The 13303-nt window shown below is 63.8% G+C and carries 16 protein-coding genes; 13 read left to right on the top strand and 3 right to left on the bottom strand.

The window, feature by feature from the left end; translation table 11 throughout:
• Window positions 1-29 precede the first annotated feature (29 nt).
• Entirely contained in the window at window positions 30-581 is a 552-nt protein-coding gene (locus AAHM38_RS20195; protein WP_009239542.1) for a phosphonate degradation HD-domain oxygenase, read from the top strand.
• On the opposite strand, the gene AAHM38_RS20200 is transcribed toward AAHM38_RS20195, so the two are convergent.
• Window positions 567-1523, bottom strand: coding sequence for an SDR family oxidoreductase (locus AAHM38_RS20200; RefSeq protein ID WP_015855948.1), 957 nt, complete (start codon window positions 1521-1523; stop codon window positions 567-569). The two genes, AAHM38_RS20195 and AAHM38_RS20200, sit on opposite strands and share 15 nt — an antisense overlap.
• A gap of 106 nt (window positions 1524-1629) precedes the next feature.
• Here AAHM38_RS20200 and AAHM38_RS20205 point away from each other — a divergent pair, with 106 nt between their 5' ends.
• Window positions 1630-2526 (top strand): LysR family transcriptional regulator, encoded by an 897-nt coding sequence (locus tag AAHM38_RS20205; RefSeq protein ID WP_015855947.1) that lies wholly within the window; start codon window positions 1630-1632, stop codon window positions 2524-2526.
• A gap of 12 nt (window positions 2527-2538) precedes the next feature.
• On the opposite strand, the gene AAHM38_RS20210 is transcribed toward AAHM38_RS20205, so the two are convergent.
• Together AAHM38_RS20210 and AAHM38_RS20215 are read right to left on the bottom strand one after the other, a co-directional pair.
• Window positions 2539-2754, bottom strand: coding sequence for a DUF3820 family protein (locus AAHM38_RS20210; RefSeq protein ID WP_015855946.1), 216 nt, complete (start codon window positions 2752-2754; stop codon window positions 2539-2541).
• 5 nt (window positions 2755-2759) lie between these two features.
• Complete coding sequence (locus AAHM38_RS20215; protein ID WP_287277837.1) at window positions 2760-3041, bottom strand: LysR substrate-binding domain-containing protein; 282 nt, start codon at window positions 3039-3041, stop codon at window positions 2760-2762.
• On the opposite strand from AAHM38_RS20215, the gene AAHM38_RS20220 reads away from it, so the two are divergent.
• The 11 genes from AAHM38_RS20220 to AAHM38_RS20270 all read left to right on the top strand — a co-directional run bounded on the left by AAHM38_RS20220 (window position 2997) and on the right by AAHM38_RS20270 (window position 13284).
• Complete coding sequence (locus AAHM38_RS20220; RefSeq protein ID WP_015855945.1) at window positions 2997-3650, top strand: short chain dehydrogenase; 654 nt, start codon at window positions 2997-2999, stop codon at window positions 3648-3650. The genes AAHM38_RS20215 and AAHM38_RS20220 overlap by 45 nt on opposite strands.
• 156 nt (window positions 3651-3806) lie before the next feature.
• Window positions 3807-4955, top strand: coding sequence for an ABC transporter substrate-binding protein (locus tag AAHM38_RS20225; RefSeq protein WP_015855944.1), 1149 nt, complete (start codon window positions 3807-3809; stop codon window positions 4953-4955).
• 483 nt (window positions 4956-5438) lie between these two features.
• Window positions 5439-7388, top strand: a complete 1950-nt coding sequence (gene mnmG / locus AAHM38_RS20230; protein ID WP_015855943.1) for a tRNA uridine-5-carboxymethylaminomethyl(34) synthesis enzyme MnmG — start codon at window positions 5439-5441, stop codon at window positions 7386-7388.
• The gene (rsmG, locus tag AAHM38_RS20235; RefSeq protein ID WP_015855942.1) at window positions 7388-8056 is read left to right on the top strand and encodes a 16S rRNA (guanine(527)-N(7))-methyltransferase RsmG; all 669 of its coding nucleotides are present in this window, start codon (window positions 7388-7390) and stop codon (window positions 8054-8056) included. The genes mnmG and rsmG overlap by 1 nt, the downstream gene beginning before the upstream one ends.
• Window positions 8057-8093: 37 nt before the next feature.
• Entirely contained in the window at window positions 8094-8879 is a 786-nt protein-coding gene (locus AAHM38_RS20240) for a ParA family protein (RefSeq protein ID WP_015855941.1), read from the top strand.
• A 17-nt stretch (window positions 8880-8896) separates the two neighbouring features.
• A complete protein-coding gene (locus AAHM38_RS20245) occupies window positions 8897-9808 on the top strand; it encodes a ParB/RepB/Spo0J family partition protein (protein WP_015855940.1) in 912 nt (303 codons plus the stop codon).
• Window positions 9809-10157: 349 nt separating this feature from the next.
• Window positions 10158-10706 carry an ATP synthase subunit I gene (locus tag AAHM38_RS20250; RefSeq protein ID WP_015855939.1) on the top strand — a complete coding sequence of 183 codons (549 nt, stop codon included), beginning with the start codon at window positions 10158-10160 and terminating at the stop codon, window positions 10704-10706.
• A 230-nt stretch (window positions 10707-10936) separates the two neighbouring features.
• Window positions 10937-11818 (top strand): F0F1 ATP synthase subunit A, encoded by an 882-nt coding sequence (gene atpB, locus AAHM38_RS20255; RefSeq protein ID WP_009239553.1) that lies wholly within the window; start codon window positions 10937-10939, stop codon window positions 11816-11818.
• A gap of 83 nt (window positions 11819-11901) precedes the next feature.
• The gene (gene atpE / locus AAHM38_RS20260) at window positions 11902-12168 is read left to right on the top strand and encodes a F0F1 ATP synthase subunit C (RefSeq protein WP_003262709.1); all 267 of its coding nucleotides are present in this window, start codon (window positions 11902-11904) and stop codon (window positions 12166-12168) included.
• Between the two features lie 106 nt (window positions 12169-12274).
• The gene (locus AAHM38_RS20265; RefSeq protein WP_009239554.1) at window positions 12275-12745 is read left to right on the top strand and encodes a F0F1 ATP synthase subunit B; all 471 of its coding nucleotides are present in this window, start codon (window positions 12275-12277) and stop codon (window positions 12743-12745) included.
• 2 nt (window positions 12746-12747) lie between these two features.
• On the top strand, window positions 12748-13284 hold the full coding sequence (locus tag AAHM38_RS20270) for a F0F1 ATP synthase subunit delta (protein WP_009239555.1): 537 nt from the start codon (window positions 12748-12750) through the stop codon (window positions 13282-13284).
• Window positions 13285-13303 lie beyond the last annotated feature (19 nt).

Consider the following 13303-nt stretch of genomic DNA (forward strand, 5'->3'; position numbering starts at 1 on the left):
CATGGCTCCGCTTTTGCCCGCGCAGCATCATGGCCCTGACTCTCGACGACATCCGCACGCTATTCGATCGCCACGGCAACATTGCCTACAGCGGCGAGCCCGTCACTCAGTTGGAACATGCCTTGCAGACGGCGACGCTGGCGGAGGCGGCCGGCGCGTCGGATGTGCTGGTCACGGCGGCGCTGCTGCACGACCTCGGTCATTTGCTGAACCTGCAGGGCGAGACGCCGACCGCCCACGGCATCGACGATCAGCACCAGTACTTTGCGCTGCCGTTTCTGCGTGCGACGTTTCCCGATGCCGTGCTGGAGCCGATCCGCCTGCATGTGGATGCCAAGCGCTGCCTGTGCGCGATGGACGCGCATTACTACGCACGCCTATCAGCGGATTCGGTACGCAGCCTGGCGTTGCAGGGCGGCGTGTTTTCGACACACGAGGCCGAGGCCTTCATGCAGCGTCCATACGCTGCCGATGCGCTGCAATTGCGCCAGTGGGATGACCTCGCCAAGGTGGCCGGGCAGCGCACACCTAAACTTGCTCACTTCCTTGCCACGGCCGCGCGGGTTTTAGTGGCAGCCTAGGCTGCGCAGCGTCGCGCCCACGGCCTCGTCCCAAGGTGTGTGCGGTTCGGCGCCGAGTGCCTGTACGAGCTTGGCGTTGTCCATGCGCACCGGGTGCTGCCACAGGTACCGCATCTCGCGCATCTCGCGCAGCATCTCCGAGAACGGCGCCAGCGCCGGCATTAGCCACCACGGGAATGCGCGCGTCTTGACGGGGCGGCCCACCGCGCGGCCAATGGCGGCGGCCATTTGCGTGCCGTCGGCGTCCCAGTGACCGCGCATGTGATAGACGGCGAAGTCCGGCAGGCGGTCGCCTTGCTCGACAAGACGCAGCATCGTTTCGGCCACGTCCGGCAGGTACGCCCATTGATGGCCGATGCCCGCGGCGCCCGGCTGCGTGACGGTGCGGACGGGCTTGCCCGGCTTGACCAGCGCGCCGGCAAACCAGGTGTTGCTGGTTTGCGGCCCGAAGAAATCGCCCGCGCGCACGATCAGGCTGCGCACGCCGTCGGCGCTGGCGGCCTGCATGCGGCGCTCCAGCTCTGCGCGGATCTTGCCCTTGCGCGTGAGCGGTGCCTGCGCGGTGGTTTCGCGCAGCACGGGAAACGTGTCCGGCGCGAAGTTGTACACCGTGCCCGGCAGCACGATGCGCGCGCCTGAAGCACGGGCGGCGGCGATGGTGTTGTCGATCATCGGCAGGACCAGGCCGGCCCAGTTCTGGTAGCCCGGCGGGTTGACGGCGTGGATGATCAGCTCTGCGCCTTGCGCCGCGCCGACCACGTCTTCGCGCACCATCGCGTCGCCGCGAATCCATTCGAACGCGGCGTTGCGGTTCGTCAGCGCATCCGGATTGCGCTGCAGCGCCCGTACATGCCAGCCGCGCGCCACCAGTCGGCGTGCCACTTCACCGCCAATGCCGCCGGTGGCGCCCAGCACCAATGCGATGCGTTTTGCCTGTTCCATGACCGTGCTCCTGATGTGAGAGAGAGCGTTGCGATGGAGGCATTCTGGGGCGTGTCTGTGCTTCAATGGAATTGTTGATATCAAGCGTGCAGCTATACAAATTTGTATGGACAGATCGGAACCGGGCTGGGAGTTGTATCGGACGTTTCTTGCCGTCGTGCGAGAAGGATCGCTGTCGGGCGCCGCCCGCGCGCTGGGGCTGACGCAGCCGACGGTGGGGCGGCATGTCGATGCGCTCGAACGGGCGCTGGGCATGTCGCTCTTCCTCCGAACACAGCAGGGGCTGAGCCCCACAGAAGCGGCGCTATCGCTGCGGCCGTTTGCGGAATCGCTGGAGGCCACGAGCGCCGCCTTGCTGCGCGCCGCCTCCAGCCAGGGCGAGGGCGTGCGCGGCACCGTGCGCATCACCGCCAGCGAGGTGGTGGCGGTGGAAGTGCTGCCACCCATCCTCGCCGACCTGCACGCCGCCTATCCGGAGCTGACGCTCGAACTGGTGCCCTCCAACCGGATGGAAGACCTGCTGCGCCGCGAAGCGGATATCGCCGTGCGCATGCAGCCACCGAGCCAGGGCGTGCTCGTCGCGCGGCATCTCGGCGGCATCGAGCTTGGGTTGTTCGCGCATCAGCGCTACCTGGCGCAGCGCGGCATGCCCACCACGATAGAAGAACTGGCTGGCCACACCTTGATCGGTTACGACAAAGAGAACGCGTTCTTGCGCAGCATGCGGGCGCAGTTTCCGTGGGTCCAACGCAACCGCTTCGCGCTGCGCACAGACAGTGACCTGGCCGCGATTGCCGCGCTGCGTGCGGGCTTTGGCATCGGCTTCTGCCAAGTCGGCCTGGCGCGGCACAACGCGGATTTGGTTCGGCTGTTCAGTGAGCAGATCGCCATCACGCTCGACACCTGGCTCGCCATGCACGAAGACCTGCGTGACAGCCCGCGTTGCCGCGTCGTGTTTGATGCGCTGGCGACGGGGCTGCTGCGATACATCAACGGCGACTGATCGATCGCGTTGTCACCGATTCTGGCGCAGCGGGTCGAGAAGTCCCTTCAGGCCGTTGTGATCCAGCTCCTGCATCAGCGCGAGCAAGCGGCCGATCTGCCCCGGCGGAAAACCCTCGCGCGCGAACCAGTTGAGGTAATGGCCCGGCAGGTCGGCAATCAAGCGGCCCTTGTATTTGCCAAAGGGCATCTGCGTGGTGACGAGGCGGTGGAGGTCTTCGGGGTTCATGGGCGCTATTGTGCCGCCGATGCGGGGACGAACGTGGGCACCTGCGCCAGCAAATGCTCCACAAAACCGGAAGGCTTCGGTAACGGCCGCCGATCCTGCCGATACACGAGATGAACCGGTCGCGGCTCGGGTGCATACGCCTGCAGCGCGCGCACGAGGCGCCCGCTTGCCAGGTTTTCGGCGACGAGCACTTCGGGCAACAGCAGCAGGCCGGCACCGGCCACCGCTGCCGCGCGTAAGCCATGGCCGTCGTAGGCGCCATTCCAACCGGATTTGCGAGGGAGCAAGACAGGAAGATCGTCGTGATTGGTGCCAGCGGCACGCTGGGCCGCGCCGTGGTGGCGGAACTGGGGCAGGGCGGTGCGCACGAAATCATCCGCGTCGGTCGCACGCAGGGCAAGCAACAGCTCGACATCACCAATGCCGACAGCGTGGCCGCGCCGTTCGACAGGCTCGGCCACGTCGAGGCGATCGTCTCCACAGCGGGCAACCTCTTCTTCGGGCCGCTGACAAAGATGACGGCCGCGGATTTCAACGTTGGCCTGCAGGACAAGCTGCTCGGTCAGGTGCGCCTGGCGCTCGTCGGCCAGCATTATCTGAACGACGGCGGCTCGATCACACTCACGACCGGCATCGTCGGGCAGGAGCTGATCGCACAAGGCGCCAACGCGACGGCCGTGAACGCCGGCGTGGAGGGCTTTGTGCGCGCGGCCGCATGCGAGCTGCCGCGCGGCATCCGCATCAATGCGGTCAGCCCGACGGTGCTGACTGAATCCATGGAAGCGTATGGCCCATTCTTTCGAGGCTTCGAGCCGGTCTCGGCAGCGCGTGCGGCGCTCGCATACCGGGGCAGTGTGGAAGGCGTGCAGGGCGGCCGGGTCTATCGCGTGGGATGAATGCGCCTGGATCGTGAACACGTTAAGTTTCGGGGTATGTCCCCCCTTGCTCGCGTGGCGTGACTCCTTCTAGACTCGATCATCCCCGACCCTTCGGTCGGTCAATCGTAGATTCAGGGCGGGCGCAGACCCGCCCGACCTATCTCAGGAGACGGCATGAAGGTATCGCGCGCATCCCGCATTGCACTCGCCGCGACGGCGCTGTTGGCAGGTACGGCGTTCGCCCAGGTGAAGGTCGGCATCACGGTGTCTGCCACGGGGCCGGCCGCTTCGCTAGGCATTCCGGAAAAGAACACCGTCGCGCTGCTCCCCAAGGAAATCGCCGGCAAGAAGATCGAGTACATCGTGCTCGACGATGCGTCTGACACGACCACGGCCGTCAAGAACACGCGCAAGTTGATCACCGAAGACAAGGTCGACCTGGTGATCGGTTCGACCGTCACGCCGAACTCGCTGGCGATGGTGGATGTGGTGGCCGAGAACGAAACGCCAATGATCACCTTGGCCGCATCAGCGCGGATCATCGAGCCGATGGACGCCAAGCGGGCGTGGGTCTTCAAGACGCCGCAAAACGATTCCCACATGGCGACCGCCATTGCCGAGCACATGGCCAACCACGGCGTGAAGACGGTCGCGCTGATCGGTTTTGCCGATGCCTATGGCGATTCGTGGGCGCAGGAGTTCGACAAGGTGGCTGGATTGCGCAAGCTGAAGGTCGTCGCCAATGAGCGCTTTGCTCGGACCGATACGTCGGTGACGGGGCAGGTGCTGAAGATCATGTCAGCCAATCCGGATGCGGTGCTGATCGCAGGCTCGGGTACGCCGGCCGCGTTGCCGGAACGGGCGCTCAAGGAGCGCGGCTACAAGGGCAAGCTGTATCAGACGCACGGCGTGGCGAACGCGGACTTCCTGCGTGTGTGTGGCAAGGACTGCGAAGGCACGTACCTGCCCGCGGGCCCGATCTTGGTTGCCGAGCAGCTGCCGGACAGCAACCCGGTGAAGAAACCGGCGCTAACGTACAAGACGGCATATGAGAAAGCGTACGGCGGACAGGTTTCCACATTCGGCGGACACATGTGGGATGCCGGATTGCTGCTCGCGCAGGCGATGCCTGAAGCGCTGAAAAAGGGGCAACCCGGCACACCGGCGTTCCGTAAGGGATTGCGCGACGCGATGGAAACAACGACCAATCTGGCGATCTCCCACGGCGTGATGAACATGAATGCGAAGGATCACCTTGGCTTGGATCAGCGCTCGCGCGTCATGGTCGAGATCAAGGACGGCAAGTGGAAGCTGCAGAACTGACGACGTACCCCAAACGTCATCGGCCCACGCAAAACGCACGGTTCGCGCCGTGCGTTTTGCTTTCAAGAGGAAAGGAGCCCAAGCACTGACGGAAGCGGCGAAGCCGGCATTGGCTTGGTGCACATGCCGGGTTACACCGTTGCCGACCACATGGCGGTCGGTCCCTCGTTCGGGTGCTTGAGCCCTGATGACCGCCGATGTAACGCTTTCATCTCCAGTTCCTCGCATGCCGCAAATGCCCGGCAAGGTGCGGTCTTTATCGATTTTCTGCGTGCGCATCAGGGAGACGAGGGGCGGGCACCCGCCCACTGATGTGTTTCACGTGAAACACAACCGCGGCCGACAAGCGGTGCATGTTTCACGTGAAACACGAAAAGCAGGTCAATTTCGTCTCGATTGCCGCATCGTCGAACTGCGGTGTAGCTGCGCGACTTATAATTCCGCTTCTCCAAATTTTCGATGCCTCCATGCGAGGAGGAAGCCATGCTGTATCCAATTGAATTCGATGTGATCGTGGTGGGCGGCGGACACGCTGGCACCGAGGCCGCCCTGGCGGCGGCGCGCATGGGCTGTCAGACCCTGCTGCTGACGCACAACATCGAGACGCTGGGGCAGATGAGCTGCAACCCGTCCATCGGCGGCATTGGCAAAGGCCATCTCGTTAAGGAGGTGGACGCCCTGGGCGGCGCTATGGCCATTGCGACGGATGAGGGCGGTATCCAATTCCGTATCCTCAATTCCAGCAAGGGCCCTGCCGTGCGAGCGACGCGCGCCCAGGCGGACCGGGTGCTGTACAAAGCGGCGATCCGCCATCGCCTCGAAAACCAGCCGAATTTGATGCTCTTCCAGCAGGCCGTCGAAGATCTGTTGGTGGAAGGTGACCGCGTGGTCGGGGCAGTGACGCAGGTCGGCGTGCAGTTCCGTGCACGTGCGGTGGTACTGACGGCGGGAACGTTCCTCGATGGAAAGATCCACGTCGGGCTGAATAACTACACCGGCGGCCGTGCCGGCGATCCGGCGGCCGTGTCGCTGTCGGCTCGTCTGAAAGAGTTGAAGCTGCCGCAGGGCCGTCTTAAGACCGGTACGCCGCCGCGCATTGACGGCCGGTCCATCAACTTTTCTGTGCTCGAAGAGCAGCCGGGCGATCTCGATCCGGTGCCGGTGTTCTCGTTCATGGGCCGGGCGGAGATGCACCCACGCCAAGTGCCGTGCTGGGTGACGCACACCAACGAGCGCACGCACGACATCATCCGCGCGGGGTTGGATCGCTCGCCGATGTACACGGGCGTGATCGAAGGGGTGGGGCCGCGCTACTGCCCCAGCATCGAAGACAAGATCCACCGCTTCGCCAGCAAGGACAGCCACCAGATTTTCCTTGAGCCGGAAGGCCTGACGACGAACGAGTTCTACCCGAACGGCGTGTCGACCAGCCTGCCGTTTGATGTGCAGCTGGACCTCATCCACTCCATGCGCGGGCTGGAAAACGCCTACATTCTGCGGCCCGGATACGCCATCGAATACGACTATTTCGATCCGCGCGCGCTGAAGGCTTCACTGGAGTCCAAGGCCATTTCCGGTCTGTTCTTCGCCGGCCAGATCAACGGGACGACCGGCTACGAAGAGGCTGCGGCGCAAGGCCTGCTGGCCGGTATCAACGCCGGCCAGCAAGTACAGGGCAAGGACGCCTGGACGCCGCGCCGCGACCAGGCTTATCTGGGCGTGCTCGTCGACGACCTCATTACCCGGGGCGTGACCGAGCCGTATCGCATGTTCACCAGCCGGGCGGAGTTCCGCCTCAGCCTGCGTGAAGACAACGCCGACATGCGCCTGACCGAAGTCGGCCGCGCGCTTGGCGTCGTCGACGATGCACGCTGGGACGCGTTCAACCGGAAGCGCGACGCTGTTTCACGTGAAACAGAGCGCCTCAAGTCGACGTGGGTGAATCCGGCCACGCTGCCCTTGGAGGACGCTGAGCCGGTGCTGGGCAAGGGCATTGAGCGTGAGTACGCCCTCGCCGATTTGCTGCGCCGCCCGAACGTGACGTACGAAACGCTCATGGGTATGCAGGGCGGCAAGTACGCGCTCGAAGCGCCGTTGGCTGAAGACCCGCTGCTGGCGGAACAGATCCGCGAGCAGGTCGAAATCGGCATCAAATACCACGGTTATATCGCCCGGCAAGCCGATGAAGTGGAGCGCCTTGGTGCAAACGAAAACACGCGCCTGCCGGCCGATTTCGATTACTCGCAAGTGCGCGGCCTGTCGATCGAAGTCCAGCAGAAGCTCGCCAAGCACAAGCCCGAGACCATCGGACAGGCTTCACGTATCTCCGGCATCACGCCGGCCGCCGTGTCACTGCTGCTCGTGCACTTGAAGAAGGGCGTGCTGCGTGGCCAAGTCGGCCCGCGCGCCAGCGCAGAAGGCGAGGCCGCTTGATGGCGAATGCACTGACAGACGCCCGATCAGAATTGGAGGCTGGCGCGCGCGCGCTTGGCTTGTCGCTGGACGAAGCGCAAGTCGACCGCCTGCTGGCGTACCAAGGGCTGCTGGCCAAATGGAACCGCGTCTATAACCTGACCGCCATTCGTGATGCCGGCGACATGCTGACGCATCACCTGCTGGATTCGCTGTCGGCGGTGTCGCGCATCGCCGAGCTGGCCCGCCGTGCTCAACCCGACGCACCGCGCGTGCTGGACGTTGGTTCGGGCGGCGGCCTGCCGGGCATTCCGCTGGCCATCGCCTTCCCGGATGTCAGCGTCACGATGGTCGACATCGTGCAAAAGAAAACGGCCTTCCTGACGCAGTGCCGCGCCGAGCTTGGCCTGACGAACGCCCAATCGCATTGGGGCCATGTAGAAAAACTGGCCGATGCCACCGGCTACGGCGTCATCACGTCACGCGCGTTTGCCGAGTTGGTCGATTTCGTGAATCTGGCGGGGCATCTGCTGGCGCCGGGCGGCCGCATGGTCGCCATGAAGGGCGTGCGCCCGGATGCCGAAATCGAACGCCTGCCCGCCGGCTGGACCGTCGAAGCCATCGAGCGCCTGACCGTGCCGGGGCTGCCGGCCGAGCGTCACCTGGTCATCCTCGCGCCGTCGGCGTGAGCGAACGTTGTAGCGAGCCATTCACCGCAGAGGAGTCATGTCGAATATTTTCGTGATCGCCAACCAGAAGGGTGGGGTCGGCAAGACCACCACCACGGTGAATCTCGCGGCCGGGCTGGCCGCGCAAGGGCAGCGCGTGCTGCTGGTCGACCTCGACCCACAAGGCAATGCCTCGATGGGCTCGGGCATCGACAAGCACACGCTCGAATTCAGCGTCTACCAGGTCCTTGTCGGGCTCGCGACGATTCCACAGGCACGCCAGCGCTCGGAGGCCGGGCGCTACGACGTGTTGCCAGCTAACCGCGACCTGGCCGGCGCCGAAGTCGAACTGGTCGATCTGGAGCATCGCGAAAACCGCCTCAAGCTCGCGCTGGCCGAGGTGGAAGCCGATTACGACTTCGTCCTCATCGACTGCCCGCCCTCGCTCTCGCTGCTCACGCTCAATGGCCTGTGCGCCGCGCACGGCGTCGTCGTGCCGATGCAGTGCGAGTACTTCGCGCTCGAAGGCCTGTCGGATCTCGTCAACACCATCAAGCAGGTGCACGCCAACCTGAACCGCGACCTCAAGGTGATCGGTCTGTTGCGCGTGATGTTCGATCCGCGTGTGACGCTGCAGCAGCAGGTCTCGGCGCAGCTCGAATCGCACTTCGGCGACAAGGTGTTCAAGACGGTGATCCCGCGCAACGTGCGCCTGGCCGAAGCGCCGTCGTACGGCATGCCGGGCGTGGCGTTCGACGTGGCATCGAAGGGGGCGAAGGCCTATCTGGATTTCGGCGCCGAGATGATCGCGCGCGTGCGCCAGATGGCCGATATGCCGGCCTGAGCAGCAAGAGGAACAACATGAGCACGATGAAGAAAAAGGGACTGGGCCGCGGCCTCGAAGCACTGCTCGGCAGCCCCGCCGAGATTGTCGAAGCCGCCAGGCAAGAGGGCGCGCCGACGGTGCTGAAGCTGGAGCAGATGCAGCCCGGCAAATATCAGCCGCGCACGCGCATGGACGAGGGCGCGCTGCAGGAGCTCGCCGCGAGTATCCGGGCGCAGGGCCTGATGCAGCCGATTCTGGTGCGCAAGGTCGAGTCCGACGGTGCCAAGCCCAAGTACGAAATCATCGCGGGTGAACGCCGCTTCCGCGCTTCACGCCTCGCCGGCCTGACCGAGGTGCCCGTCCTCGTGAAGGACGTGCCGGATGAATCGGCCGCCGCCATGGCGCTGATCGAAAACATCCAGCGCGAGGATCTCAACCCGTTGGAAGAAGCGCAGGGCATTGCGCGCCTGGTGCGTGAATTCCAGTTCACGCATGAGCAGGCGGCGGAATCGGTCGGGCGTTCGCGCAGCGCGGTGTCGAACCTGCTGCGCCTGCTCAATCTCGCTCAGCCTGTGCAGACCATGCTGATGGCCGGCGACCTCGACATGGGCCACGCCCGCGCGCTGCTCGCCGTCGATGGTGCCACACAGATCACATTGGCTAACCAGATCGTCAACAAGCGCCTGTCGGTGCGCGAGACGGAAAAACTGGTGGCGTCGACACTCAAGCCGTTCGAGCTGAAATCGCTGAAGCAGAAGGGCGGGCACCAAGGCGGCCGCGACGTGGCCCGCCTCGAAGAAGAGCTGGCCGACCAGCTCGGCCTAGGTGTGCAGATCAAGCTGGCGGCCAAGGGGGGCGGTCAGCTGACCGTGCAATTCAGCAGTCTCGACGAGTTCGATGGGCTGCTGGCGCGCCTGCGTCTCGACGCCGGCGAAGAGGCTGCCTGAGTGAACCTGCGACCGTTTGACGCAGGAGCGGGAATCCGCGCCTCTGCGCCATTTGCGGGCGCACGCTCGCACGGAATTGGTGCGATTACCTCGCACGTCATCGACGCTCGACGCTACCAACACCATCATGGAATCAACCGGGCGCCGGTCCATCAGCCGGATTCGCTACCCCGCCAGCAGCACCGTATTGCGCGCTTCGAATGAAACGCAGCCGCGCGAAGTGCTGTCGAAGGCGCCCGCACAAGGGTTCGCTTGTGCGTTGACTGGCGAACGCCATGTCCCGTAAAATCGTGCGGTTTTAAATCCGCCTGACCCAAAGCGGTGCGGCATGATGAAAGCGCATTCTTCCATGCAGCCAACCGACCGGCAACGGCCCGATTCTTACGCTTCGTTGAAAGCCGCCCGACCCACGTCGGCGCAGGATCCGAAGCGCGAAGGTTGGGACGATGAGGAGCAGGCGGAGCCGCCGGTGCATGTGCTCTCGCATGACGAAGCGGTCGCCCTGTTCGGCGAGGAGGCTGTGCAAGCCTCGCGTATCACGCCCTTTTCCATCGTGCTCGGCCAAGTGGCCATCACACTGTTGTGTGGGCTCGGTTGGTATGTCGGCAGTTGGTTCGCGGGAGCGGGCGCTGCGTCAGCCGCCGAGGCTGGATTGTCGGCGCTGCTGGGCGGTGGCGTATGCGTGGTGCCTTCGGCATGGTTCGCGATGCGGCTGTCGACGGCCAAGGGGTTCGAATCCATCGCCCGCCTCGTAGTTGGCGAAGCGATCAAGGTGCTTGGCACGGTCGCGCTGCTGGTGATCGTGGTGGTGGTGTTCAAGGGCCTGCATTGGCCGCCCTTGCTGATCACCCTGATCCTGGCGCTCAAGATGTATTGGGTCGGTCTCGCGCTGCGATAGTGCGTTGAATCGGCTCCAGCCCACCACGACATGGCGGGCACACTGGCGTGTTGGCACACGGCAAGGACCTGAGGCAGGAGAAGCCCGGTTCATTGCGCTGACACTCTGCAAGAATAAGGTGACACGTTTCAGCCGCGTGCAGTCCGCGATCTCCAGGAAACACCTGGCAGAATCGGGCGCGGGTCGGAGCGGGTCACGAAGAATGTTTCGCAATATTGGACTGAATCATCATGGCAACTGAAGTCGCAGAAGCCGCCGGCCACGCCGCCGAGCACGCTCTCACGCCTTCCGCGTATATCGCGGAGCATTTGCAGAATTTCAACAGCATCGGTGGCAAGCAGGCCTCCGTCGTCGACTTCTCCGTCATCAACTGGGACACGATGTTCTGGTCCGTATTGATGGGCCTGATCGGCATCATCGTCCTGGGCATTGCCGCACGCCGCGTCACCGCCGGCGTCCCGGGCCGCTTCCAGGCTTTCGTTGAACTCGTCGTCGAGATGGTCGATGACCAGGCCAAAGGCATCATCCACGGCGATCGTTCCTGGATTGCTCCGCTGGCGCTGATGGTGTTCGTGTGGGTCACGCTGATGAACGCGGTCGACCTGGTCCCGGTGGACTGGGTCACGGGCGTCAACCACCTGCTCGGTACCTTCGGCGTGCACGTCCCGCACCACCGCGCGGTGGCCACGGCTGACCTGAACGGTACGTTCGGCATGTCGTTCGCTGTGCTGATCCTGATGATCTACTACAGCTTCAAGATCAAGGGCGCCGGCGGCTTTGCACACGAGCTGCTGTCGGCACCGTTCGGCGCAAAGTGGTACCTCGCGCCATTCAACCTGATCCTCAACATCATTGAATTCCTCGCCAAGGCTGTGTCGCTGGGCATGCGGTTGTTCGGCAACATGTACGCGGGCGAACTGGTGTTCCTGCTGATCGCGCTGCTTGGCTCGGTCTGGACGTTCGGTGCTGACACGTCGGCACTGGGTTTCGTGGGTCACGTGGTGGCTGGCGCAGTGTGGGCGATCTTCCACATCCTGATCGTGCTGCTGCAAGCCTTCATCTTCATGATGCTGACGCTGGTGTACATCGGCCAGGCACATGAACACCACTAAGTAGTTGCGGTTCAGGTTCTCCGGTTCCGTTTGATTTTTCCAAGTTCTCAAGTTCTTAGTCTTTCACGTAAAAGGGAGTCATCATGCAAGCATTTCTCGCCAACATCCAAGGTCTGACCGCCATCGGTATCGGCATCATCATCGGCCTGGGTGCTATCGGCGCCTGCCTCGGCATCGCACTGATGGGCGGCAAGTACATCGAAGCCTGCGCACGTCAGCCTGAACTGATGAACCCGCTGCAAACGAAGATGTTCCTGCTGGCTGGCCTGATCGACGCGGCATTCCTGATCGGTGTTGGTGTGGCCATGCTGTTCGCGTTCGCCAACCCGCTGCTGTCGGTCATCAAGTAATTCTTTTCGGTCTGCATGATGCCGGAGGCGGCCTGGGTGAACGCACCGCGTAACCCTCGCCGCTTCGTGCATTGATCCGTAGTCTCAATACCGAAAGGAACACACCATGAACCTGAACGCCACACTCGTCGCGCAGATGGTCGTGTTCTTCATCCTGTGGTGGGTTGTTGCCAAGTTCATTTGGCCACCCCTGGTGAAGGCGCTCGACGAACGCGCGAAGAAAATTGCCGATGGCCTGGCCGCTGCCGATAAGGGCAAGGCTGAGCTGGAGCTGGCCAACAAGCGGGTCGAGCAGGCACTGACCGAAGCGCGCAATGAAGGCGCGCAACGCATCGCGGACGCTGAAAAGCGTGCCCAGATGAGCGCTGAAGAGATCAAGCAAAACGCCCAAGCCGAAGCCGCGCGCATCATCGCGCAAGCCAAGGCCGAAGCCGAGCAGCAAACCGTGCGCGCGCGTGAATCGCTGCGCGACCAGGTTGCCACGCTGGCCGTCAAGGGTGCCGAGCAGATCCTCAAGCGTGAAGTCAATGCGCAGGTCCATGCCGATCTGCTCAATCAACTCAAGGCTGAGCTGTAATCATGGCAGAACTCGCAACCGTTGCCCGTCCGTACGCAGAGGCGCTGTTCCGCGTGGCGAAGGCCGGCAATCTGGGTGCATGGTCTGAGCTCGTGTCGGAAATGGGGCAAATTGCTGCCGTGCCCGACATGAAGGCAGTCGCCGATGATCCGAAGCTCTCCAAAGCCGATGTGGCGGGGATCTTCCTGTCGGCGCTGAAATCTCCGGTTTCGCATGAGGCGAAGGAACTGGTTGGCCTGCTGGTGGCCAACAAGCGTCTGTCGCTGCTGCCGGAAATTGCCGCGCAATTCCATGTGCTGCGGAATGCCAGTGAAGGCGCCGCCGACGTCGAGATCACCAGTGCGTTCCCGCTTGAGGGCGCGCCCCTGACCGAACTGGTCGCCACGCTCGAACGCAAGTTCGGCAAGAAGCTGCAGGCTCACGTGAGCGTCGATCCTTCGTTGATCGGCGGCGTGCGTGTGCAGATTGGCGACGAAGTGCTCGACACCTCGGTGCGCGCGCGCCTGACGCAGATGCAGTCTGCGCTGACCGCCGCGTAATGCTGCTCCGCGAGGCGCC

The organism is Ralstonia sp. OTU4908 (assembly GCF_038440115.1).
GTDB classification, from domain to species: Bacteria; Pseudomonadota; Gammaproteobacteria; order Burkholderiales; family Burkholderiaceae; genus Ralstonia; species Ralstonia pickettii.